Origin of the sequence: Georgenia sp. AZ-5, from assembly GCF_043952095.1 — a bacterium.
Lineage (GTDB): Bacteria > Actinomycetota > Actinomycetes > Actinomycetales > Actinomycetaceae > Georgenia.
The window spans coordinates 2,526,698-2,549,812 of record NZ_JBINOU010000001.1 but is presented as its reverse complement, the minus strand read 5'-3'; the positions used below and the strand labels follow the sequence as shown (position 1 = coordinate 2,549,812).

The 23,115-nt window shown below is 75.4% G+C and carries 17 protein-coding genes; 3 read left to right on the top strand and 14 right to left on the bottom strand.

Annotated elements, in window-relative coordinates; all coding sequences use genetic code 11:
- Nucleotides 1–66: 66 nt before the first annotated feature.
- The 7 genes from mltG to ACF0H8_RS11875 form a co-directional block, all read right to left on the bottom strand.
- A complete protein-coding gene (gene mltG / locus ACF0H8_RS11905) occupies nt 67–1,227 on the bottom strand; it encodes an endolytic transglycosylase MltG (RefSeq protein WP_395289122.1) in 1,161 nt (386 codons plus the stop codon).
- On the bottom strand, nt 1,224–1,742 hold the full coding sequence (gene ruvX / locus ACF0H8_RS11900; RefSeq protein WP_395289121.1) for a Holliday junction resolvase RuvX: 519 nt from the start codon (nt 1,740–1,742) through the stop codon (nt 1,224–1,226). Before ruvX ends, mltG begins: the two co-directional genes overlap by 4 nt.
- A complete protein-coding gene (gene alaS, locus ACF0H8_RS11895; protein ID WP_395289120.1) occupies nt 1,739–4,447 on the bottom strand; it encodes an alanine--tRNA ligase in 2,709 nt (902 codons plus the stop codon). Before alaS ends, ruvX begins: the two co-directional genes overlap by 4 nt.
- Nucleotides 4,448–4,510: 63 nt before the next feature.
- On the bottom strand, nt 4,511–4,798 hold the full coding sequence (locus tag ACF0H8_RS11890) for a hypothetical protein (RefSeq protein WP_395289119.1): 288 nt from the start codon (nt 4,796–4,798) through the stop codon (nt 4,511–4,513).
- Entirely contained in the window at nt 4,795–5,148 is a 354-nt protein-coding gene (locus ACF0H8_RS11885; protein WP_395289118.1) for a DUF948 domain-containing protein, read from the bottom strand. The genes ACF0H8_RS11890 and ACF0H8_RS11885 overlap by 4 nt, the downstream gene beginning before the upstream one ends.
- Before the next feature lie 142 nt (nt 5,149–5,290).
- Complete coding sequence (gene rpsD, locus ACF0H8_RS11880) at nt 5,291–5,914, bottom strand: 30S ribosomal protein S4 (RefSeq protein WP_395289117.1); 624 nt, start codon at nt 5,912–5,914, stop codon at nt 5,291–5,293.
- A 145-nt stretch (nt 5,915–6,059) separates the two neighbouring features.
- Nucleotides 6,060–7,412: a replication-associated recombination protein A gene (locus tag ACF0H8_RS11875; protein ID WP_395289116.1), complete on the bottom strand. Its 1,353-nt coding sequence runs from the start codon at nt 7,410–7,412 to the stop codon at nt 6,060–6,062.
- A 133-nt stretch (nt 7,413–7,545) separates the two neighbouring features.
- Here ACF0H8_RS11875 and ACF0H8_RS11870 point away from each other — a divergent pair, with 133 nt between their 5' ends.
- Nucleotides 7,546–9,810: an MMPL family transporter gene (locus ACF0H8_RS11870; protein ID WP_395289115.1), complete on the top strand. Its 2,265-nt coding sequence runs from the start codon at nt 7,546–7,548 to the stop codon at nt 9,808–9,810.
- Between the two features lie 23 nt (nt 9,811–9,833).
- Nucleotides 9,834–10,343, top strand: coding sequence for an MFS transporter (locus ACF0H8_RS11865; RefSeq protein WP_395289114.1), 510 nt, complete (start codon nt 9,834–9,836; stop codon nt 10,341–10,343).
- Nucleotides 10,344–10,798: 455 nt separating this feature from the next.
- Here ACF0H8_RS11865 and ACF0H8_RS11860 read toward each other — a convergent pair whose 3' ends face one another.
- The 4 genes from ACF0H8_RS11860 to ACF0H8_RS11845 form a co-directional block, all read right to left on the bottom strand.
- Nucleotides 10,799–12,166: a glycoside hydrolase family 3 N-terminal domain-containing protein gene (locus ACF0H8_RS11860; protein WP_395289113.1), complete on the bottom strand. Its 1,368-nt coding sequence runs from the start codon at nt 12,164–12,166 to the stop codon at nt 10,799–10,801.
- A complete protein-coding gene (locus ACF0H8_RS11855) occupies nt 12,163–12,933 on the bottom strand; it encodes a GNAT family N-acetyltransferase (RefSeq protein ID WP_395289112.1) in 771 nt (256 codons plus the stop codon). Before ACF0H8_RS11855 ends, ACF0H8_RS11860 begins: the two co-directional genes overlap by 4 nt.
- 60 nt (nt 12,934–12,993) lie before the next feature.
- On the bottom strand, nt 12,994–14,766 hold the full coding sequence (gene aspS / locus ACF0H8_RS11850) for an aspartate--tRNA ligase (protein ID WP_395289111.1): 1,773 nt from the start codon (nt 14,764–14,766) through the stop codon (nt 12,994–12,996).
- Nucleotides 14,767–15,177: 411 nt separating this feature from the next.
- Nucleotides 15,178–15,693 carry a flavodoxin domain-containing protein gene (locus tag ACF0H8_RS11845; protein ID WP_395289110.1) on the bottom strand — a complete coding sequence of 172 codons (516 nt, stop codon included), beginning with the start codon at nt 15,691–15,693 and terminating at the stop codon, nt 15,178–15,180.
- Nucleotides 15,694–16,046: 353 nt separating this feature from the next.
- Between ACF0H8_RS11845 and ACF0H8_RS11840 the strand changes: the two genes are divergently transcribed.
- Entirely contained in the window at nt 16,047–18,017 is a 1,971-nt protein-coding gene (locus ACF0H8_RS11840; RefSeq protein ID WP_395289109.1) for a DEAD/DEAH box helicase, read from the top strand.
- 222 nt (nt 18,018–18,239) lie between these two features.
- Here the strand turns inward: ACF0H8_RS11840 and ACF0H8_RS11835 are convergent, their stop codons facing one another.
- The 3 genes from ACF0H8_RS11835 to hisS are packed head-to-tail and all read right to left on the bottom strand — an operon-like array spanning nt 18,240 to nt 23,028.
- Nucleotides 18,240–19,886, bottom strand: coding sequence for a GTPase (locus tag ACF0H8_RS11835; protein WP_395289108.1), 1,647 nt, complete (start codon nt 19,884–19,886; stop codon nt 18,240–18,242).
- Complete coding sequence (locus ACF0H8_RS11830) at nt 19,883–21,640, bottom strand: GTPase (RefSeq protein ID WP_395289107.1); 1,758 nt, start codon at nt 21,638–21,640, stop codon at nt 19,883–19,885. The genes ACF0H8_RS11835 and ACF0H8_RS11830 overlap by 4 nt, the downstream gene beginning before the upstream one ends.
- A complete protein-coding gene (hisS, locus tag ACF0H8_RS11825) occupies nt 21,637–23,028 on the bottom strand; it encodes a histidine--tRNA ligase (RefSeq protein WP_395289106.1) in 1,392 nt (463 codons plus the stop codon). Before hisS ends, ACF0H8_RS11830 begins: the two co-directional genes overlap by 4 nt.
- Nucleotides 23,029–23,115 lie beyond the last annotated feature (87 nt).

Here is a 23,115-nt window from a genome sequence, read left to right as displayed (position 1 = left end):
GTAGCAGGACGGCGGGCGCGCCGCGCCCGCCGTCCACCGACGCGCGGCCCCCGCTCGTCGCTGCTGCTAGTTGGCGTCGGGGTTGGCGTCGCGCCAGGCGCGCAGCTCGGCGACGTTGGCGTTGTGCTCCTCGAGCGTGGCGGCGAACTTGGTCTCGCCGGTCTCGAGGTTCACCGTCACGAAGTACAGCCAGTCCCCCGCGGGCGGGTTGACGACGGCGTCGAGCGCCGGCTCGCCGGGCGCGCCGATCGGCGTGGGCGGCAGGCCCGGGTGCACGTACGTGTTGTAGGGGTTGCTCGCGTCGGCCAGGTCGGTCGTCGAGGGCACGCCCCCCACCTCGCCGAGCCCGTACTGGACGGTGGAGTCCATCTGCAGCCGGCCGTTGGCCCCGTTGCCCCCGGCGAGGCGGTTCTCGACGACCCGGGCCACCTGCCCGTAGTACTGCGGCAGGTTGACCTCGCGCTCGACGATGGAGGCCTTCGTCAGCACGGCCTGGCGGTCCGCCGGCGCGACGCCACGCTCGTCCAGCCTGGCCACGGTCAGCTCCACCATCGCGCGCAGCATGGAGGCCGCGTCGTCGCCGGGCTGGAAGGAGTAGGTCGCGGCGGCGAGCCAGCCCTCGGGGTCGCCGCCCGCCTCGGCGGGCAGGCCGATGGCGGCGGGGTCGGCGGCGGCCGCCTCGACCTCCTCGATCGGCAGGCCGGCGACGTTGGCGATGCGCGCGTACACCTGCGTGGCGTGGAAGCCCTCGACGACGGTGATGGTGATCTCCGCCTTGCTGGCCGGGTCGAGCAGGGCGGCGACCGCGTCGCTCGCGCGCATCTCCTTGGCCAGGGTGTACGTCCCCGGCTGGATCGACGCGGCGTTGACGTTGTCGTTGAACGCCTCGGTGAAGGCGTCGACCGACGCGACGACGCCCGCCTCCTCCAGCGCCGCGCCCATGTCCTGACCGGTCGAGCCCTCCTCGATCTGGACGAGGACCTCGCCGGTGCCGGGGCCGGGGTAGTCCTGCGCGGCAGGGGAACCGGCGACCAGGTCCACCACGCGGGGCACGGCCCACACGGACAGCGCGGCGATCATCGCGATGGCGACGAAGAGCACGACGGCGCTGCGGCGCCGGCGCCGCCGACGGCGGGCATCACGCTCGCGGCGCTGCTCGCGGCGTTCGCGGCGCCGCTCGTCCTCCTCGAGGGGCACCGCCGTCTCGTCGGCGAACAGGTCGTTCACTCGGTCTCCTTGTCCCCGGGCGCAGCCGTGACCGCCTCACCGGCGGGGGCGCCGGTCCGACGTTCCGCCTCGAGCGCCTGCTCGACGATCATCACCGCGGCCACCTGGTCCACCACCTCACGGTGCCGGCGCCCGGGCCGGCCGGAGGCGTGCAGCGCCTGGTGGGCACTGACGGTGGTCAGCCGTTCGTCGATCAGGCGGACGGGAACCGGGGCGACGGCGGCCGCGACCCGCACAGCGTACCTGCGGGCGGCCGCCGCGGACTTCCCCTGCTTGCCCGACAGGCTCTTGGGCAGGCCGACGAGGACCTCCACGGCGTCGAGCTCGCGGACCAGGTCCACGATCTCGGTCAGGTCCGATCCGTCCGGCGCGCGCCTCACGGTCCGCACGGGCGTCGCGAGGATGCCGCTGGGGTCGCTGCGGGCGACGCCGATCCGCACGGTGCCGACGTCGAGGCCGACCCGGGTGCCGCGGCGCAGGGCCGGGCCGGGGTCGGTCCCGCCGGGGGCCGTCACGCGCCTACCAGCGCCGAGACCTCGTCGCGGACGGCGTCGAGCGCGCGGCCGAGCGCCGCGACGTCGGTGCCGCCGCCCTGGGCGACGTCGTCCTTGCCGCCGCCGCCGCCGCCGAGGGTCGTGGCGGCGGTGCGGACCAGCGCCCCGGCCCGCACGCCGGCCTCCCGGGCGGTGGCGTTGGTCGCGACGACCACGACCGGGCGGCCCTTGGCCACGCCGCCCACCGCGACGACGGCCGGGGCGGACTCCCCCAGGCGGCCGCGCACGTCCAGCGCGAGCGTGCGCAGGTCGTCGGCCGAGGCGACCTCGCCGGCGTCGTGCGTGACGACCCGGATGCCGCCCACGACCGTGGCGCCGTCGGCGACCCTCCCGGCGGCGGCCAGGAGCTCGCGCTGTCGCAGCGCGGCAAGCTCCTTCTCGGCGGCCTTGAGCTTGCTCATGAGGGAGCCGATCCGCTCCGGCAGCTCCTCGGGGCGCCCGCCCAGCAGCCCGGTGACCTGGTTGACCAGGGCGTGCTCCCTGGCCTGGTAGCCGTAGGCGCCGGCGCCGACGAGGGCGTCGACCCGCCGCACCCCGGAGCCGATGGAGGCCTCGCCGAGGACGGTGACCAGCCCGAGGTTGCCGGTCTTCGGCACGTGGGTGCCGGCGCACAGCTCCTTGGACCAGTCGCCGCCGATGGAGACCACCCGCACGTTGCGGCCGTACTTCTCGCCGAACAGCGCCATGGCCCCGGCGGCCCGCGCCTGGTCGATGTCCATCACCTGGTCGGTCACGTCGAGGTTCTCGGCCAGCCGCTCGTTGACCCGGCCCTCGATGTCGCCGAGCACCGACGCCGGCACGGAGGAGCCGTGGCGGAAGTCGAAGCGCAGGCGGGACGGGGCGTTCTCGGACCCGGCCTGGGTGGCCTGGTCGCCGAGGAACTCGTGCAGCGCCTTGTGCACCATGTGCGTGGCGGTGTGCGCGCGGGCGATGGCCTTGCGGCGCGCGGTGTCGATCGCGGCGACACCCTTCTCGTCGAGCGTCAGCGTGCCCTCGGTGAGCTGGCCGCGGTGCACGGACAGCCCCTTGATGGGCGCCTGCACGTCGGCGACGTCGACGATCGCGCCGCCCTCGAAGGTGATCGTGCCCTGGTCGGCGAGCTGGCCGCCGGCCTCGGCGTAGAACGGGGTCCGGTCCAGGACCACCTCGACGTCGGCCGGGGCGCTGGCCGCCGGGGCGGGCCGGCCGTCGACCAGCAGCCCGACCACGCGGGCGTCGGCGGCGGCGTCGGTGTAGCCGAGGAACTGCACGGGCCCGCCGAGCTTCTGCTGGACCTCGCGGTACACCTGGGTGTCCACGTGCCCGGTCTTCTTGGCGAGGGCGTCGGCGCGGGCGCGCTGGCGCTGCTCGTCCATCAGGCTGCGGAAGCCCTGCTCGTCGACGGACACGCCCTGCTCGGCGGCCATCTCCAGGGTGAGGTCGATGGGGAAGCCGTAGGTGTCGTGCAGCGCGAAGGCGTCCGCGCCGGAGAGCACCGCCCGCCCGCCGGAGGCACCGGCCTCCTTGGCCCTGGCGACGGCGGTGTCCAGGATCGTGGTGCCGGAGGTGAGGGTCCGGCGGAACGCCTCCTCCTCCTCGTACGCCACCTGCGAGATGCGCGCGAAGTCGGTCTCGAGCTCGGGGTAGGAGCCCTTCATCGCGTCCTTCGACGCGGGCAGCAGCACGGGCAGCGCGGGCACGTCCACGCCGAGCAGCCGCATGGACCGCACCGCACGGCGGATCAGGCGGCGCAGCACGTACCCGCGCCCGTCGTTGCCCGGCCGGACGCCGTCGGCGATGAGCATCATGGCCGAGCGCACGTGGTCGGCCACGACGCGCATGCGCACGTCGTCGGGGTCGGCGGAGTTCTTGCCCTCCCCGTAGGTGCGCCCGGAGAGCCGCTCGGCGGCCTGGATGACCGGGTAGGTCTCGTCGATCTCGTAGAAGTTCTCCCGGCCCTGCAGGATGAACGCCAGGCGCTCGACGCCCAGGCCGGTGTCGATGGCCTTGTGCTCGAGCTCGCGCAGCAGCGGGTAGTCCTTGCCGCTGCCCTCGCCGCGCAGGTACTGGTCGAAGACCAGGTTCCAGATCTCCACGAACCGGTCGCCCTGCTCGTCCACCTCGGGGCCGCCGTCCGGGCCGTAGGCGGGGCCGCGGTCGTAGTGGATCTCCGACGTCGGGCCCGCGGGGCCGGGCTGGCCGGTGTCCCAGAAGTTCTCCTCGCGGGTCTGGAACTGCAGCCGTTCGGCCGGCAGGCCGATCTTGTTCAGCCAGATGTCCTTGGCCTCGGCGTCCTCCTCCCAGCAGGTGATCCAGATCCGCTCGGGCTCGAGGCCGTAGCCGCCGTCCGACAGGGGCGTGGTGAGCAGCTCCCACGCCATCGTGATGGCGCCCTCCTTGAAGTAGTCCCCGAAGGAGAAGTTGCCGGCCATCTGGAAGAACGTGCCGTGCCGGGTGGTCTTGCCGACCTCCTCGATGTCGTTGGTGCGGATGCACTTCTGGACCGAGGCGGCCGTGGGCCACGGCGCCTTCTGGGTGCCGATGATGTAGGGGATGAACGGCACCATGCCCGCGATGGTGAACAGGATCGACGGGTCGGGCGAGACCAGGGGGACGCTGGGCACGACGGCGTGGCCGTGCTTGGCGAAGTAGTCGAGCCAGCGGGTACGGATCTCAGCGGTGCGCATGGTTCCTCATCAAGGCAAGGGGTCGGAGCTTCGGCTGGGCGCCGCGGGTCGCGGCGTGCGCGTTCAGTAGAACGAGTACGGCAGGTCGTCTGTTTCCTCGTCCGCGGCGTGGCGGCCGCGCCGGGTGGCCCGGGCCGCGGCGGAGTCGCTGGCAGCGACGACGGCGTCGTCGCCGGGCAGCAGGGCGGCGCGCAGCTCGGCCTCGCGTTGCCGGTACGCCGCCGAGAAGTCCTCCGGGAGCGTCCGCAGGCGGGCCACCAGCGAGGGCGAGCGGCCGACGACGACCGCGAGGGTGGCGGTCACCGCGACGAGCCCGACGACGCCGATGAGCACCTTGGGGCGCATCGTCACCTGCCCCGCTTCCCGGAGAGCACGGACCGCACGGCGTAGGAGAAGGCGGAGAGCTTGATGAGCGGGCCGCCCACGGTGGCGGAGACGAGGGTGGTCAGGGCGGAGACGTCCTCGCTGGCCCGCGCCGCGGAGGTGGTGATGGTGTCGACCTTCTCGAGCTGCCCGTTGGTGGCGCGGATGGTCCGCGCCGCCTCGTCCAGGCTCGGCACGGTGTGCTCGGTCAGCTCCCGCAGCGACCCGCGGGCCTCGTCGAGGACCTTGCCGAGCTTGAGCAGCGGCACGGCGAGCAGGGCGACCAGCGCGACGAACGCCAGCGCGGCGATGAGACCGGCGATGTCTCCGAGCGACATGACGTGGGGCTCCTAGGGTGCGGGGGCGGACGGCGGCACGACCCGTGCGGGGGCGCGGACCGCCAGGGCGAGGCTACCGGTTCGACAGCGACGCCCCGGGCACCGGCACAGGCCGGCCGCCCGGGGCGCAGCGGTTCAACGATCAGCGCGAGTAGTACTCGACGACGAACTGCTCGTTGCAGGTGACGGGGACCTCGGCGCGCTTGGGGCGGCGGACCAGTTCGGCGCGCAGCTTCGTCAGGTCGACGTCGAGGTACTCGGGCAGGTTCGGCAGCACGTCGCGGTGCGCGCCGGCGGCGGCGACCTGGAACGGCACCATGGCCTGGCTCTTCGGCTTGACCTGGATGACCTGGCCCGGCTTCACGCGGAAGGAGGGACGGTCGACCAGCTTGCCGTCGACGAGGATGTGGCGGTGCACCACGGCCTGTCGGGCCTGGGCGATCGTGCGGGAGAAGCCGGAGCGCAGGACGAGCGCGTCCAGGCGCATCTCCAGCAGCTCGACGAGCGACTCACCGGTCAGGAACTGCTCGCGGCGGGCCTCCTCGAAGTAGCGCACGAGCTGCGCCTCGCGCAGGCCGTACTGGGCGCGCAGGCGCTGCTTCTCCTTAAGGCGGACGGCGTAGTCGGACTCGGTGCGGCGACGGGCGCGGCCGTGCTCGCCGGGGCCGTACGGGCGCTTCTCGAAGTACTTGACGGCCTTGGGGGTCAGGGCGATCCCCAGGGCGCGGGAAAGACGCACCTGACGGCGCGTGCGGCTCACTGCCATGTTTTCTTCCTGTCGTGTGTAGTGACGTCACACCGCGCGGGCACTCCGTGCGGCGCGGGGTCGACCTCGCGGGCCATGACCCCAGGTGGCTGCCGGGCCGCGAGGGTACCGCGGGCCGTTGGAAGGCAACCGGAAGAGGCTACCACTAGCGGCCGGAGAGGATCTGCCTGATCCGCTCGAGGCGGGCTGTGATGTCCCGCTCGTGGCCGTGGCCGGTGGGCTGGTAGTACCGCGCGCCGTCGAGCTCGTCGGGGGCGTACTGCTGCGCCACGATCCCGTGCGGGTGGTCGTGGGCGTAGCGGTACTCCACGCCGTGGCCGTGCTGCTTGGCGCCGGCGTAGTGCGCGTCGCGCAGGTGCGGCGGGACGGGTCCGGCCTTGCCGGCGCGGACGTCCGCGATGGCGGCGTCGACGGCCTTGTAGGCGGCGTTCGACTTCGGCGCGGTGGCGACGTGCACCACCGCCTCGGCGAGGATGATCCGCGCCTCGGGCATCCCGATGAGGGCGACCGCCTGGGCGGCGGCCACGGCGGTCTGCAGCGCGCTGGGGTCGGCCATGCCGACGTCCTCGGCGGCGGCGATCACGATGCGCCGGGCGATGAACCGCGGGTCCTCCCCCGCCACCACCATACGGGCGAGATAGTGCAGCGCGGCGTCGACGTCGGAGCCGCGCATGGACTTGATGAAGGCGCTCTTGACGTCGTAGTGCTGGTCGCCGGCGCGGTCGTAGCGCACGGCCGCGACGTCCACGGCCTTCTCGACCACGTCGAGGGTGATGTCGTCCGACCCCGCGGCGTCCGCCGCCCCGGCCGAGGCCTCGAGGATGGTCAGGGCCTTGCGGGCGTCCGCCCCGGCCAGGCGCACGAGGTGGTCCTCGGCGTCCGGGGCGAGGGTGAGCGCCCCTCCCAGCCCGCGCGGATCTGTCAGCGCCCGGTGCACCAGGGTGCGCACGTGCTCCTCGGCGAGCGGGCGCAGGGTGAGCAGCAGGGACCGGGACAGCAGCGGGGAGATGACGGAGAAGCTGGGGTTCTCCGTGGTCGCGGCCACCAGCGTGACCCAGCGGTTCTCCACGCTCGGCAGCAGCGCGTCCTGCTGGGACTTGGAGAACCGGTGCACCTCGTCGATGAAGAGGACCGTCTCCTCCCCCGACGTCACCAGCCGCCGCCGGGCCGCCTCGACCACCTCCCGTACGTCCTTCACGCCGGCGGTGACGGCGGAGAGCTCGGTGAACCGGCGGCCGGACCCGTGCGCGACGAGGTAGGCGAGCGTGGTCTTGCCGGTGCCCGGCGGGCCCCACAGCACCACCGACGACGGGGCGATGCGGCGCCCCTCGGGCTCGGGCTCCACCAGCCGCCGCAGCGGGGAGCCGGTGCTCAGCAGGTGCTCCTGCCCCAGGACCTCGTCCAGGGAGCTCGGCCGCATCCGCACGGCCAGCGGCGCGGACGCTCCGACCGCCGGCACCCCCGCGTCGTCGGCCCCGGCCGCCTCGAACAGATCCACGACGACGACTCTACGCACCGCCGCCCACGGGCTTGCCCGCCACGTACCGGCCGCGCCGTCCCCGCCGCGCGTGCGCGCCGCGGCCCCGTGCGGCGCGCGGGTCCGCGCCGCGCCGGGTGCGAGACTGTCCCGCGTGTTCGACCTCCTCGGCCGCATCGCCACCCGCCGCCCGCGCACCGTGATCGTCGTGTGGGCGCTGATCGCGGGGCTGTGCCTGCTCGGCGCGTTCACGGGTCTCGGCGGCCAGGGCCTGTTCGACCGGCTGCGCACCGGCGAGCCCGCCGTGCCCGGCTCGGAGAGCCAGGAGGGCCGCGACATCCTCGCCGACGCCCAGGACGCCGGCGAGCAGATCACCTACCTCGTGCGGGGCACCGACCTCACCGACCCGGAGGTGGCCGCGGGCATCGGCGAGGCGCTCGCCCCCGCGCACGAGGACCTCCCCGCCATCGCCGGCGTGAACACGGTCGTGGACCCGTTCCTCCTGCCCGGGACGCTGACCAACCCCGCGGCCGCGGGCCTGGTCTCCACCGCCCAGGACGGCTTCCTCCTGGTGGTCATGCTGGACGCCGGGCTGACCGAGGACGACGCCGAGGCCGCGCACGACGCCGTGGTCGAGCGGCTGGAGGCGGTCCCCGCGGACCTCCAGGACGTCGCGCCCGGGGCCACGGGGATTGCCAGCTCCGCCCCCATTCTCTCCGAGGTGGTCGTCGAGCAGGTGCGCGCCGACCTGCTCACCGGCGAGGTGGTCGCCGTGCCGGTGGCGCTGCTGATCATGGTCGTCGTCTTCGGCGGCTTCCTCGCCGCCGGCCTGCCGCTCGTCGGCGCCCTGGCCTCCATCGCCGGCGGGCTGGGCGTGCTGCTCGCGATGACCTACGCGATCGACATCGACTCCTTCGTCATCAACGTCGTCACCGTCCTCGGGCTGGGCCTGTCGGTGGACTACGGCCTGCTCATCGTCTCCCGGTTCCGCGAGGAGGCACACCGGCTCCAGGCGGGCCGCACCGGCGAGGAGGTCCCCACCGGGCGGCGGCGACGCCGCCGCCAGGGCGACGACGTCGTCGCCCTGGCCGTGCGGACCACGGTCGCCACGGCGGGCCGGACCGTCGTGTTCTCCGCGGTCACGGTGGCGCTCGCCATCGCGGGCCTGCTGCTCATGCGCCCGGAGGTGCTGCGCTCCATCTCCGTCTCCGGCGTCGCCGTGGTCCTGCTCGCCGTGCTCTCCGCCGTCACGCTCGTGCCCGCCCTGCTGACCGTGCTGGGCGAGCGCCTGATGCGCCCCTCCCTCCTCTCCCGGCTGCCCGGCATGCGGCGGGTCGTCAACGGCCTCGGGGACGTCGCGCCCCGCGAGGGCGCGTTCTCCTGGATCGCCCGACGGGTGCACGCGCACCCGTGGCTGGTGCTGGTCGGTGCGCTCGCCGTGCTGCTCGTGCTGGCCTCGCCGGTCACCGGGCTGCAGATGCGCAGCTCCACCACGGAGCTGCTGCCGTCGGACTCCGACCAGCGCGACTACATCGCGGTGCTCGCCGAGGACTACCCGGCCGCCGCCGCCCCGGAGGTCTCCGTGGTGGCCGCGGCCGACGCGCAGGAGGCGGCCGCCTGGGCGGAGGAGGTGCGCTCCGTGCCGGGCGTGACGGACGTGGGCCGGCCGACGCAGGTGGGCGAGTACTCCGTGCTCGACGTCTTCGTCGACACCGACGACGCAGGCGGCGCGGAGGCCGCGGCGGTGGCGGAGGACGTCCGGGCGCTGGACCCCGGGTTCGAGACCTGGGTGGTCGGCCAGGCCGCGAACCAGATGGACTTCAACGCCGCGCTGCTCGAGGGCCTGCCGCTCGCGGGCACGGTGATCGTGGTGGCGGTGTTCCTGCTCCTGTTCCTCATGACCGGCTCGGTCCTGGTGCCGCTGAAGGCCATCGTGGTCAACCTCCTCTCCCTCGCGGCCTCGCTGGGCGTGACGGTGTGGGTGTTCCAGGAGGGCCACGGTGCCGGCCTGCTCGGCTTCACGCCGCTGCCCGGGCTGGAGTCCTACGTGGTGGCCGTCGTCGTGGCGTTCGGGTTCGGGCTGGCCATGGACTACGAGGTGTTCCTGCTCTCCCGGATCAAGGAGCACTGGGACGCCGGGCTCGGCAACGACGAGGCCGTGGAGCTGGGGCTGCAGCGCTCCGGGCGGATCATCACCTCCGCGGCGCTCATCATCGTCGCCGTCTTCGCCGGCTTCGTCGCCGGGGACCTCATCGTCATCAAGCAGGTCGGCGTCGCGCTGGCCGTCACCGTGGCCGTGGACGTCACCCTCGTGCGCATGCTGCTCGTGCCGGCCACGATGACGCTGCTCGGGCGGTGGAACTGGTGGGCGCCGGCGCCGTTGCAGCGCCTCTACACCCGCCTCCGGCTCGACCACTGACGCGCGTCCTAGGCTCTGCGCTCGTGCCCTTCCTGGTCGACCTGACCCCGCTGCGGGTCAACGCCCCCTACCGACGGCTGTGGACCGGGTTCACGCTCTCCGGCATCGGCACCCAGCTGGCGACGACGGCGATCGGCCTGCAGGTGTACGAGATGACCGGCAGCTCCTTCTCGGTCGGGCTCGTCGGCGTCTTCGCCCTCGTGCCGATCGTGCTGCTGCGCCTGTACGGCGGGGCGCTGGTGGACTTCCACGACCGGGGCACCGTCGCGCTCCTCGCCGGCGCCGTGCTGTGGGCAGCGGCGATCCTCAACACGGTGCAGGCCTGGGCGGGGAACACCAGCCCCTCGGTGCTCTACGCCCTGGTCGCGCTGCACAACGCCGGGTTCGCCGTCGTCAGCCCGGCTCGGTCCTCGATCTACCCGCGGCTGCTGGAGCCGACTTCTGCGCCATGGTCCTGGCCCACCCGCGGGCGCTGTTCCCCGCCGTCGCGCTCGTCGCGTTCGGGGGCGGAGCCGCAACCGTCGGGGTCATGAGCGCCGCCATCGCCGTGGGCGCCATGGCGGTGATGCTCTTCTCGGGCCGCCTCGGGCAGGTGGTGCACCAGGGCCGCACGGTGGTCGTCGCGGTGGCGCTGTGGGGCGTGGCGGTCGTCGGCCTCGGGCTCACGGTGCTGCTCGCCGGCCGGGTGCTCGACCCCGCGCACGCGCTGTGGGCTGCGGCCGTGTGCCTGGCGTGCGCCGGCGGCGGGCGGCCCGCGGCTCGGCGACCTCGTCGCGGGCTCGGTGGCCACGTGGTGGACCGAGTGGGGCGCCATCGCGGGAGGCGGTGCGGCCTGCGTCGCCGCGGTCCTGGCGCTGGCGCGCTGGCAGCGCGGCTTCCTGCGCCACGACGCGCGGCACCCGACCCCGTAGCCGCCGGACTCCCGGCGGCTACGGGGTCGGCGCAAGGTCCCCGCGCCGGCTCGGCAGCCGGGGCTCCCGGCGATGGCTCACCCGGCGGCGTCGCGCAGCGCCCGAGCGGCCTGCGCCGCCGAGCCGACGTCCTCCGGTCCCACCGGGCCCGCGGCCGCCGCGAGCCGCTCCTGGTACCGCATCATCGCGATGACGCGGCCCGCGGAGGCGTCCACCTTCTCCCGGCTGAGGGTGCCGTCCTTGATGGCGGCGACGACGCCGGCGTGGGCGACGGCGTTGTCGGCCGGGTTGAGCAGCAGGTCGGCGCCCGCCCGCAGGGCCGTCACGGCCACGTCGCCCGCGTCGCCGAACGCGTTCAGCGCGCCCATGCCGAGGCTGTCGGTGACGGTCACGCCGGCGAAGCCCAGCTCCTCGCGCAGCACCCGGTACGCCTCGGGCGAGAGCGACGCCGGGGTGCCGGGGTCCCAGGCCTGGACGTCCACGTGCGCGAGCATCACCATCGGCACGCCCGCCTCGACGGCGGCTGCGAAGGGCGGCAGGTCGCGCGCGGCGAGCTCCCGCTCGGTGGCGGGCTGGACGGGCAGCGCGTCGTGGGAGTCGGTGGTCAGCGCCCCGTGCCCGGGGAAGTGCTTCACCGCCGGCAGGACGCCGCCGTCGAGGAATCCCCGCTGGGCGGCGACGACGGCGGGCGCGACGACGTCCGGGTCCTCCCCCGCGGAGCGGGAGCCGATGGTGACGTCCTGGCCGGGCACGGTCACGTCCGCGACGGGCGCCCAGTCGACGGTGACGCCCGACGCGCGCAGCTCGGTGGCCATGGCCCGGTAGGCGTCGGTCACGACGGCGGGGTCGCCCGCGGCGCCGGCGGCGGCGAAGGGCGGGAACGTCGTCCACGGGCCGACGTCGCCGGACATGCGCTGGACCGCGCCGCCCTCGTTGTCCGTGCTGACCAGGCCGGGCCAGTCGCGCCCGTCAGCGGCGACGGCGGCGTGCACGCCCTCGGACAGCGCGAGCACCTGCTCGAGGCCCGCCACGCTGCTGCCCGTGACCATCACCCCGGCGAGGTGCAGGTCGGCCACCAGGTCGGCGGCCGTCTGCGGGTCCGTGCCGTGCAGGCGCCCGACGATGAGCTGGCCGGCCACCTCCTCCGCCGTCATCCGCGAGGCCCGCCCGGTCGCGGCGGCGACCTCCGCCGCCGTGGGTCCCCACGGGTTCTCCGGCTCGGCCGGCGTGGTCTCCGCGGGGGCGGGCGCAGTGCCGGCGCCGGGCGCCCCCGGCGCGCTCCCACCGGGCAGCAGCTGCCAGAGCACCGTCGCGACGGCCACGCAGGCGAGCGCGGCGACGGCGACGGCCCAGCGGCGTCGCCCACGCCCCGCCCCGCTGCCGCCGCGAGTGCCGGCCCGGTCGCCGGCGCCGTGCCAGGGCCCGGGAGCTCCGTGCGCGCTCACGGCCGCGGCCCCAGGTTCTCGATCCGGTGCGCGGTGACGAAGCCGAGCCGCTCGTAGACCCGCCGGGCGGCGTCGTTGTCGGACCAGATCCCCAGGTGCACCACGGGCCCGAGGGCCAGGCCCCACCGGGTGAGCGCCGCGGTCATCGCGGCGGCGACGCCACGGCGGCGGTGCGCCGGCACCACGGCCACGGCCTGCAGGTGCACGCCGGCGCCCCGGGCGCGGTCGGCCTCGTGCGGCACGGAGGCCGCGGCGACGCCGGCCAGGTGGCCGTCGGCCGTGTAGCCCCACCACGACTCGGCCTCGTCGCCAGGGTGGGCGCCGCGCTCGGGGTATGCCTCGGCCAGGCAGGCGTGGACCCGGGCGAGCCGGTCCGCGCCGGTGACCTCGGCGACGTGCTCCTCGCCCGCCCGGCGCGCCGGCGGCTCGGTCGCGGCCATCCACTCCCATGGCCGGCCGGGCCGGTAGCCCAGCCGCTCCCGCGCGGCCGCGGGGACCAGGTCCCAGGTGCCGCGGGTGAGCATCACGTGCCCGACCGGCGGGACGTCCGCGGCCGCGAGCAGCGGCGCCAGGGCGGCGGGCTCGCCGAGGCCGACGAGCATGCCGCGGCCGTCGCGGGGCACGTGCACCAGCGCCGCGTCGTCGGCCGCCCACGTGCGGGCGGGCCGCCACCGCGGCGCGTTCGCACGCCAGAACGGCCAGCGAGCGAGGTGGTCATCGCCCGCCGGCCGCGCCGTCGCGACGGGTGCCCCGTCAGTGCCGGCCACGCGGTCCGTCCGCCCGGCGCGGGGGTCCGTCGCCGGCCTTCCCCGCCGTCCGCCGGGGCGTCACTCGGCGTCCGCCGTCTTCGGCTTGGCGTCCACCCCGGCCTCCTTGCGCTGCTGGGCCGTGATCGGCGCCGGGGCCTGGGTCAGCGGGTCGTACCCGCCGCCGGACTTCGGGAACGCGATGACGTCGCGGATGGAGTCGGAGCGGGTGAGGAGGGAGACGATGCGGTCCCACCCGAAGGCGATGCCACCGTGCGGCGGGGCGCCGAACTTGAAGGCGTCGAGGAGGAAGCCGAACTTCTCCTGCGCCTCTGCCTTGTCGATGCCCATGACGGAGAAGACCCGCTCCTGCACGTCGCGGCGGTGGATACGGATCGACCCGCCGCCGATCTCGTTGCCGTTGCAGACGATGTCGTAGGCGTAGGCCAGCGCCTCGCCCGGCGACTGCTCGAAGCGGTCGACCCACTCCGGGGTCGGGGAGGTGAAGGCGTGGTGGACGGCGGTCCAGGTGCCGTGCCCGACGGCGACGTCGTCGTCCTCGCCCGCGGGCTTGAACAGCGGCGCGTCGACGACCCACACGAACGACCAGGCGCCGGAGTCGATGAGGCCCGCGCGGCGGCCGATCTCCAGGCGCGCGGCGCCGAGCAGGGCGCGGGCGTCCGAGGCGCGGCCGGCGGCGAAGAAGACGGCGTCGCCGGGCTCGGCTCCGGCGGCGGCGGCCAGGCCCTCCCGCTCGGCGTCGGAGATGTTCTTCGCGACCGGGCCGCCGAGGGTGCCGTCCTCGGCGACGGTGACGTAGGCGAGACCCTTGGCCCCGCGCGACCTCGCCCAGTCCTGCCAGGCGTCGAAGGCGCGTCGCGGCTGGGAGGCGCCGCCGGGCATGACGACGGCCCCGACGTAGGAGCTCTGGAAGACCCGGAACGGGGTGTCCTTGAAGTACTCGGTGAGGTCGGTCAGCTCGAGCCCGAAGCGCAGGTCGGGCTTGTCGGTGCCGTACTTCTCCATCGCGTCCCGGTAGGTCATGCGGGCGATGGGCCGGGGGATCTCGTGGTCGATGAGCTTCCACAGCTCGGCCAGGACCTCCTCGGCGACGGCGATGACGTCGTCCTGGTCCACGAAGCTCATCTCGACGTCGAGCTGGGTGAACTCGGGCTGGCGGTCGGCGCGGAAGTCCTCGTCGCGGTAGCAGCGGGCGATCTGGTAGTACCGCTCGATCCCGGCCACCATCAGCATCTGCTTGAACAGCTGCGGGGACTGGGGCAGGGCGTACCAGCTGCCGGGCGAGAGGCGCGCCGGCACGAGGAAGTCGCGGGCGCCCTCGGGGGTGGACCGGGTGAGGGTGGGCGTCTCGATCTCCACGAAGTCGTGGCCGTCGAGCACCCGGCGCGCGGCCTGGTTGACCTTGGCGCGCAGGCGCAGGGCGTGCTGCGGGGCCTTGCGGCGCAGGTCCAGGTAGCGGTACTTCAGCCGGACCTCCTCGCCCACCTGACCTTCCTCGGCGTGCTCGGAGACCTGGAAGGGCAGCGGCGCGGCGGCGTTGAGCACGTCCACCCCGTTAGCGATGACCTCGATCTCCCCGGTGGGCAGGTTGGGGTTGGCGTTGCCCTCGGGGCGGGCGGCGACCTCGCCGGTCACCTGCAGGACGTACTCGCTGCGCAGGCCGTGCGCGACATCCTCGTCACGGATGACGACCTGGGCGATGCCCGAGGCGTCGCGCAGGTCGATGAAGGCGACGCCGCCGTGGTCGCGGCGGCGGTCGACCCAGCCGGTGAGGGTGACGGTGGTGCCGATGTCGCTGGCGCGCAGGGATCCTGCGGTGTGGGTGCGGAGCACGGGGTTCCTTCCGGTTCTCGACGGGCGCACCGCTAGACGGGCGGGCGCTCCAGCGATCCTAGTTGCCCCGACACGCCGTGCCGGCGACCCGCGATCGCCACCGGTGGCGGGGGTGGGCCATGACCGGGGCGGTGGCCGTGGCGACGAGCTGGGCTTGGTCTTCCCCGCGCCGGCGGTGCTGGTGCTGCAGTCCACCCCCGCGGCCGAGCACGGCAGGTCTGCTCGTCGCTGCAGATCTCCGACGCCCTCGGCGCCGCGGTCTCGCCGTCGCGGGCGCGCTGTTCATCGCGCTCGTGGCTCAGGGGGCTGTCGCCTACCTCGCCGGGCTGCTGCTCGCCGTCGCGCTGGGCCAGCTCGCCGCGCTGGCCGGTGCGCGGGCGTCGTCGCCCGGACCCCGACCTCCTCCGCGGCTCAGCCGCTGTTGGCTGTCGTCGCGCGTGGTGCCGCGCCGAGCTCCGCGCTGATCTTCCGGGCCCACTCGGCCACCGCACCGAAGTCCCGGAAGTCCCCGATGGGCACACGCAGCGCGTGCACCCGGGCTCGCTCGGCGTACGTCAGCCGGTGCTTGTCCACGCGGCCGTCGAACACCCTGTGCTCGCGCGGACGGACGGTACGCACGACCTCGTCGATCGCGATCTCCTGGTTCAGCCACGGGGCGTACCCCGGCGGCCCCGAGGAGAACAACCACACGTCCCGGGCCGCGAGCTCGGGCCCCAGCCGCTGGACGAAGTCGTAGGCGGCCGGGAGCCAGCCGCCGGCGTACACGGCGCTGCCCAGCACCACGGCGTCCACCTCCGCCAGCTCCGTGACCTCGGCCGGGTCCCTGACCTCGACGTCGTGGCCGGCTGCCGCGAGGTCCCGGGCCACGGCCGCGGCGATCTCCGCGGTTCCGCCGTGCCTGCTGGCCGCCGTGACGAGCACCTTCATCGTGCGCCCCTCTCCCCCGGTGCAAGGGTGCCTGGAAACGCTGCGCGGCGCGCGGGCAACGACGGGTGATGTTTCGCCGATGTGGCGGGCAGCCGGTGTCCCGCGCCGCGCGACGACGGCCTGCCGCACGCGGCGGCGGCGAAGCGCCGGGCACGGTGCGGGTGCTGTGCGGGACGTCACCACCTCTGCCCTGTCGCGCCCGCCGCCTGCACCGATACTCTGGGGGCTCCTGGAGTGCCTGACGACCGCCCAGGCCCCGTGCGGATGTTCGCGCAGGTGGGGCCACGACGTGCGGATCGGTGGGTCGCCGACCTGGCGCCACCACCCACACTCCGCTGACGATGGGTTCCTCCGTGACCACGCTCTCCCCCGACCATGCCCTGACGCGCCCGGACGCCGGCACGACCGCCGACGCCGAGGCCCACGAGTCCACCCCGACCGGTGCGGCCGACGCCGTCGCCGAGGAGGCCGCGCAGGCGCCCTTCGTGACCTTCGCCGACCTGGGCCTGCCCGCGCAGCTCCTCGACGCGGTCTCCGACCTCGGCTTCACCACGCCCACCGACATCCAGGCCGAGGCCATCCCGGTGCTGCTGGCGGGGCGCGACGTCGTCGGCATCGCGCAGACCGGTACCGGCAAGACGGCGGCGTTCGGCCTCCCGCTGCTGGCCGAGGTCGACCCGGCGCGCCGCGCGGTCCAGGCCCTCGTGCTCAGCCCCACCCGCGAGCTCGCCATGCAGGTCTCCGACGCGATCGCCTCCTTCGCGCACCGCACCCGCGACCTGCGGGTGCTGCCGGTCTACGGCGGCTCGAGCTACACCCCGCAGCTGCGGGCCCTGAAGGACGGCGCGCAGGTCGTGGTCGGCACCCCCGGCCGCGTCATGGACCTCATCGAGCGCGGCGCCCTGGACCTGGGCGAGCTGCGCTTCCTCGTGCTGGACGAGGCGGACGAGATGCTGCGCATGGGCTTCGCCGAGGACGTCGAGGTCATCGCCTCCCACGTGCCCGCCGTGCGGCGCACCGCGCTGTTCTCCGCCACGATGCCCGCCGCGATCAAGAAGGTCGCCGCGACGTACCTCACCGACCCGGTCCGGGTCGCCGTCACCCGCCCGGCCTCGACGGTGTCCAACATCCACCAGACGTACGCGGTCGTGCCGTTCCGCCACAAGGTCGGCGCTCTCGCCCGCGTCCTGGCGACCTCCCCCGCGGACGCGGCGATCGTCTTCGTCCGCACCAAGGGCACCGCCGAGGACGTCGCGCTCGAGCTCGCCGGCCGCGGCATCCAGGCCGCGGCGCTCTCCGGCGACGTGGCCCAGAAGGAGCGCGAGCGGCTCGTGGAGCGCCTGCGCAGCGGGTCCCTCGACGTCCTCGTCGCCACCGACGTCGCCGCGCGCGGCCTCGACGTCGAGCGCATCGGCCTCGTGGTCAACTTCGACGTGCCCCGCGAGACGGACGCCTACGTGCACCGGATCGGCCGCACCGGCCGGGCGGGGCGCACCGGGACCGCCCTGACCTTCCTGACCCCGCGCGAGCGCGGCCGCCTCCACCAGATCGAGAAGGCGACCGGCTCGACCCTCGAGGAGGTGTCGCTGCCCTCCCCCGCGGACGTCTCGCGCCACCGCGCCGAGCAGCTCTTCACGCAGGTCGCCGCCCGGCACGAGGCCGGCCGCCTGGAGATGTACCGCGACGCCGTCGCGGCCTACGCCGAGGAGTCCGGCCTGGACCCGGCCGCGGTGGCCGCCACGCTCGTCGCCCTGGCCGTCGGCGACGAGGGGCCGCGCTCCCGTGACGACGAGGCCGCGCAGCAGCGCGTGCGCCGCGAGGAGGACGTGGACGAGAACGGCGAGTTCATCGCCGCGAGCTTCGACGCGGGCTTCGCCCCCAAGACCTCGCACGGTCGCGGCGCGGCCGAGCGCGGCGGGCGCCGCCCCCGCGTCGCCGGGGCGCGCTACCGCGTCGAGGTCGGCCACAAGGACGGCGTGCAGCCCGGCGCCATCGTCGGCGCGATCACCGGCGAGGGCGGGCTGAACGGCTCCGACCTGGGCAAGATCGACATCTTCCCGAGCTTCTCCCTCGTGGAGATCAGCGGGGACCTCTCGCCCGAGACGGCGCGCCGCATCGGCGCCGCCCGGGTCGCCGGCCGCGCGCTGCGCATCCGCCCGGACGAGGGCCCGCGCAGCGGCGGGGACCACAAGCCGATGCGCGCCAAGAAGCACTCCGACGGCCCCGGCCGCTGGGACAACGGCCGCGACGAGCGTCCCGGCCGCGTTGACCGCGGCCTGCGGCCCTCGCGCCCCGCCTACGGCGCCCGCCGCCCCGGGCGCTGAGCGAGCCGGTCAGCGGGCTCCGGCCCCGCTGACGGCGCCCCGAGAACGCCCCTCCGTCGAACGCGACGACGGAGGGGCGTTGTCACCTCGAACGTCTGCGCCGACATAGAACTCCGGGGTGTTCTACCTCGGGCCTGATGTTCTATGTCGGCGGCGGACCGCTATCCGCCGCCGCGCCCGGCAGGCGAGTGACCGCCCACGCTGCCCGCCGTCGCGGGCGCCTCAGCGCATGAGCGCGACGAGCGCCTCGCGGAACCGCGCGTAGCGGGCGAGCTCGGCCTCCAGGGGCGTGATGAGCTGCTCGCGCACGGTGGTGTCGACGACGTCCCGCAGCCGGCGCTCCACGCGCCGGGCGCGCCGTCTGCCGCCCACCCGGGCGGCGACGGCGCCGACGAGCGCCAGCACCAGTCCCACGACGACGCCGCCGGCGAGCAGCGCCGTGGGCCACGGGACCGGGCCCGCCATCGGCGTGACCGGCTCCGGCAGCTGGAGGTACGCCATCGCGAACAGGACGCCCAGCCACGCCGCGCCCGCGAGGGCGGCGAACAGGAACAGCCACTGCAGCACACCCAGCGCCCGCCACCACAGCGGCTCGCGGGCCTGCTCCAGCTCCGTCCCGGCGACCCGCTGGTCCAGGGTGTCGACCAGGGCGGGGACGCGCGAGGCGATGTCCTCGGCCACGTCGGCCCGCCACCGGTCCGGCAGGCGGCTGGTGGCCGTCGCGGTGACCGCGTGCGCGGCGGAGCGGACCGCGGCCTCCTGCACGGGCGTGGGGCCCGGCAGCGACGTGCGGACCAGCCGCGGGTCCTCCACCGGCGTGCCCAGGTGCAGGCGCTTGAGGGGGTCCGGCCGCAGCCGGGCCAGCCACCGCACGGGCGGCCAGCCCACGTGCCGGCGCGCCGCGCGCACGTAGGACGCGCGGGTCGCGTCCCGCACGGCCTCCACGCCGGCGGCCCGGGCGGCCGCCGCGCTCAGCCGGGCGGTCGTGCCGCCCTCCACCGCCGTGGGCGCCTCGGGCACGTCCGCCGCGCCGCCGCCCGGCCCGCCGCCCACGGCGCCGTCGGTCGCGGCGCGGGCCAGCTCGGCCGCACTCGTGCGCACGTCCGCCGCGAGGCGAAGCTGCGCCGCCCTGGTCGTGGCCGCGACGGCGGCGATCCGCTCGCGCAGCTCCGCGACCCCCGTGCCCTCCCGGGCCGAGGCCGCCAGCACGTCGACCGAGTCGAGCCCGTCCCGCTCCAGCAGCCGCCGCAGGTCGCCGACCACGCCGTCACGCTCCGGGGCGTCGAGGGTGTCGATCTGGTTGAGCACCACGAGGGTGACGTCCGCGTGCGCGGCCATCGGCGCGAGGTAGTCCCGGTGGACGATCGCGTCGGCGTACTTCTGCGGGTCGAGGACCCACACGAGCACGTCCACCCGCCCGGCCATGCGGGAGGCGATCTCACGGTGGTCGGCGGCGGTGGAGTCGATGTCCGGCAGGTCCAGGAGCACCAGCCCGTCCGGGCCGCCCGGCGCGGCGGTGCGTTCGGGCACGCCGAGCCAGTCCAGCAGGTCCGCCGCGTCGTCGGGCCCCCACACCGCGGCGAGCGGCCGCTGCGTGGTCGGGCGGCGGGCGGCGACGCGGGCCACCTCCCGGCCCACCAGGGCGTTGAACAGCGAGGACTTGCCCGAGCCGGTCGCACCGAGGAGCGCCACGACGGTCCGGCCGGTGGCGAGGTTCTGCCGCTGCTCCGCCCGCAGCACCAGCGCGCGGGCGCTCTCCACCGCCGGGGAGGGCAGGTGGTCGTGGGCGAGCTCGACCGCCTCGCGCAGCCGCTGGAGGTCCTGCGGCAGGGTCTGCGCGGGATCGTCCCCGCGCCGGCGCAGCCTCACAGCCCCGCCTCCACCCGGCGGGCCGCCCGCACGGCGGTGACGGCGCCGGCGATGCGGTCCGGCGCCTCCGGGTCGACGGCGAGCTCGGCCAGCGCCTCCCGGTAGGCGGCGGCCTGCGCGGCGAGGTACTCCCCGGCGCGCCGGTGCAGGTCCACCCGGGCGGCGCGGGCCATCTTCCGCACCGCGTCGTCGCCGAACACCGCCTCGAGGAGCTTCTGCGCGACCACCGCGGTGCCGCCGGCGATCGCGATCTCGGCGCCGGTGAGGCCGGCGGTGGAGGCGAAGATGACCACCATCAGCGCGATCGCCAGGCCGTTGACGCCGAAGGAGAGCACCCGGGCGGTGAACCGCTTGTCCGCGCCCTCCTCGCGCACCATCGACAGCAGGTCGCCCTGCCAGCCGCGCACCTGGGCGGAGGCCTGGTCCACGAGCTCGGGCTCGGGGGTCAGCCGCCCCGTGGCCGCGGCCAGCACGGCCCGCGCGCCCGGCTCGAGCCGCCAGGCGTGGTCGACGTCGGCGGCGGCGCGCTCGGCCTCCGCGACGAGGAGGGTCTGCAGGCCGGTCTCGATCGCGACCTCCACCTGCTCGGTCGGGGCGGGCCGGCCCTTGAAGAAGGCGCCCACGCGGTCGCGCAGCCGGCCCACCTGGGCCTCCACCGACCGGAAGAACTCCCCAGTGCCGACGAACTCTTGCCACCGGGCGAGCACCTCCCCGCGCAGCATCGCGCCGTCGGCGGTGGCGTCCATGATCCGGGCGTGCGCGTGCGCGTAGGCCTCGTCCACCTGGGCCGCCAGCGCGTTCGCCGCGGCCACCTGGGTGTGGGCGGCCTCGCCCACGGCCGAGGCCCGCGCCAGGGCGCCGTCCACGGCGCCGCCCAGGGTCTGCCGGGCCACCGAGCCCCGCGAGCCGGCGTCCTCCGCGATGCCGTGCAGCCACGCCCGCAGCGGGGCGACATCCTCGGGGGGCAGCAGCCCGTCCCGGTCCAGCGTCGTCTCGCCGATGACGAACAGCGGCGCCCGCCCCAGGCCCTCCTCCTCGAGCCGGGCGGCCAGGTCCTGGCGCACCTCCGCGCTGACCCCGGCGGGCACCCGGTCCAGCACGACGGCCACGACGATGCGGCGGGCGGCGGCCTCGGTCAGCAGCGCCCACGGCACGGCGTCGCCGTAACGGGCGGCGGTGGTGACGAACACCCACAGGTCGGCGGCGGCGAGGAGCTGGTTGGCGAGCTGGCGGTTCTCGGCGACGACCGAGTCGATGTCGGGCGCGTCGAGCAGGGCCAGGCTGGGCGGCAGCGCCGCCCCCGCGCGCAGCTCCAGCTCGTGGTGGGCGCCCTCGCCCAGGGCGGGGGTGGGCGGCGAGCCGGGCGCGACGCGCACCCGGGCGAGGCCGGGCAGGATCCGGTCGTCGGTGAACCAGGCGGCGTCGTCGGGGTGGTGCACCAGCAGCGGCCGGCGGGTGGTGGGCCGGATCGCGGAGGCGACCGACACGTGCTCGCGCAGCAGCGAGTTCACCAGCGTGGACTTCCCGGCCCCCGTGGAGCCGCCGACCACGGCCAGCAGCGGCGCCTCGAGCTGCTCGTAGCGCGGGATGATGTAGTCGGCGAGCTGGTCGAGCACCTCCTGCCGCTCGGCGCGCGCCGCGGCGGCGCCCTCGACGTCGAGCGGCAGGCGGACGCCGGCCAGGACCTCCCGCAGGCCCGTCAGGGCCCCCAGGACGGCGCGGGCGCCTTCGCCCTGGCCGGCGGGCAGGCTCATCGGGGTCCCGCCCCTTCCGTCACCGGCTGCGCGGCGGGCTTCGCCGCACCCGCGGCCAGCACCCGCGGCCACAGGTCCTCCGCCGGCGGGGCCCAGGCGCCGGCGTCGGCCGGCACCTGCTCGCCGGAGCGGATGTCCTTGACCTCGTCCCCGTCCTCGCCGGGGAACCAGACGAAGGGGATGCCGCGCCGGTCCGCGTAGCGGATCTGCTTGCCGAACTTCGCCGCCGTGGGCGCGACGTCCGTGGGGATGCCCCGCGCCCGCAGGGCACGCGCCACCCGGTCGCTGGCGCGGCGGTGCTCCTCGTCTGCGACCGCGACGAGGACGGCGGTGGGCACCGGGCGCGTCGCTGTCGCGAGGTCGTCGCCGAGCACGCGAGCGAGCAGCCGGGAGACACCGATCGACAGGCCGACGCCGGGGTAGGTGCGCTTGCCGTCCGAGGCGAGCGAGTCGTACCGGCCGCCCGAGCAGATGGAGCCGAGGTTCTCGTGCCCGAGCAGCGTGGTCTCGTAGACGCTGCCGGTGTAGTAGTCCAGCCCGCGGGCGATCTTCAGGTCAGCGACCACGGTGCCCGGCCGCAGGTCCTGCGCGGCCTCAAGCAGCGCGACGAGCTCGCCCAGGCCCTCGTCGAGCAGGTCGGAGCGCTGCCCGAGCGCCAGGACCTGATCGGCTACCGAGGCGTCGATCGCGGAGATCGAGGCCAGCTCGAGCGCGTGCGCGGCCTGCTGGGGCGTCGCGCCCGCCTCCTCCTCCAGGGCGACGGCGACCGCCTCCGGGCCGATCTTGTCGAGCTTGTCGATCACGCGCAGCGCCGCCTCGACTTCCTCCAGGCCGATGGCCTCGTAGAAGCCCTGGGCCACCTTGCGGTTGTTGACGCTGATGCGCACCGGCGGAACGGGGAGGGCCTCCAGCGCCTCGGCCATCACCAGCGGCAGCTCGACCTCGTAGTGGAACGGCAGGGTGTCGGCGCCCACGACGTCGATGTCGGCCTGGGTGAACTCGCGGAACCGGCCGTCCTGGGGGCGCTCCCCGCGCCACACCTTCTGGATCTGGTACCGCTTGAAGGGAAACGCGAGCTGGCCGGCGTGCTCGAGGACGTACCGGGCGAACGGCACCGTGAGGTCGAAGTGCAGGCCGAGCTGGCGGTCCGGGCCCGTCTCGGCGCCGCCCTCCTCGGCGTCCTCCTGCAGGCGGCGCAGGAGGTAGACCTCCTTGGACGTCTCGCCCTTGCGCAGGAGCTGGCTCAGGGGCTCGACGGCGCGCGTCTCGATCTCGGCGAAGCCGTGCAGCTCGAACGTGCGCCGCAGGCTGTCGAGGACGGAGCGCTCGACGACGCGGCCGTCGGGCAGCCACTCGGGGAAACCGGACAGGGAAGACGCACGTGCCATGAGGCCGATCTTCCCATCCCGCCGCCCGCCCGGGCGATTCGGCCCGCCGGGAGACCCCGCCGGGCGTGCAGGTCGAGTGCCGGACGT

Bases quoted from the DNA above. Each gene is read 5' to 3' on its own strand.
- ACF0H8_RS11830 (WP_395289107.1), bottom strand. From the start codon at position 21,640: ATGAGCCTGCCCGCCGGCCAGGGCGAAGGCGCCCGCGCCGTCCTGGGG.
- ACF0H8_RS11885 (WP_395289118.1), bottom strand. From the start codon at position 5,148: ATGTCGCTCGGAGACATCGCCGGTCTCATCGCCGCGCTGGCGTTCGTC.
- ACF0H8_RS11845 (WP_395289110.1), bottom strand. From the start codon at position 15,693: ATGAAGGTGCTCGTCACGGCGGCCAGCAGGCACGGCGGAACCGCGGAG.
- rpsD (WP_395289117.1), bottom strand. From the start codon at position 5,914: ATGGCAGTGAGCCGCACGCGCCGTCAGGTGCGTCTTTCCCGCGCCCTG.
- hisS (WP_395289106.1), bottom strand. From the start codon at position 23,028: ATGGCACGTGCGTCTTCCCTGTCCGGTTTCCCCGAGTGGCTGCCCGAC.
- alaS (WP_395289120.1), bottom strand. From the start codon at position 4,447: ATGCGCACCGCTGAGATCCGTACCCGCTGGCTCGACTACTTCGCCAAG.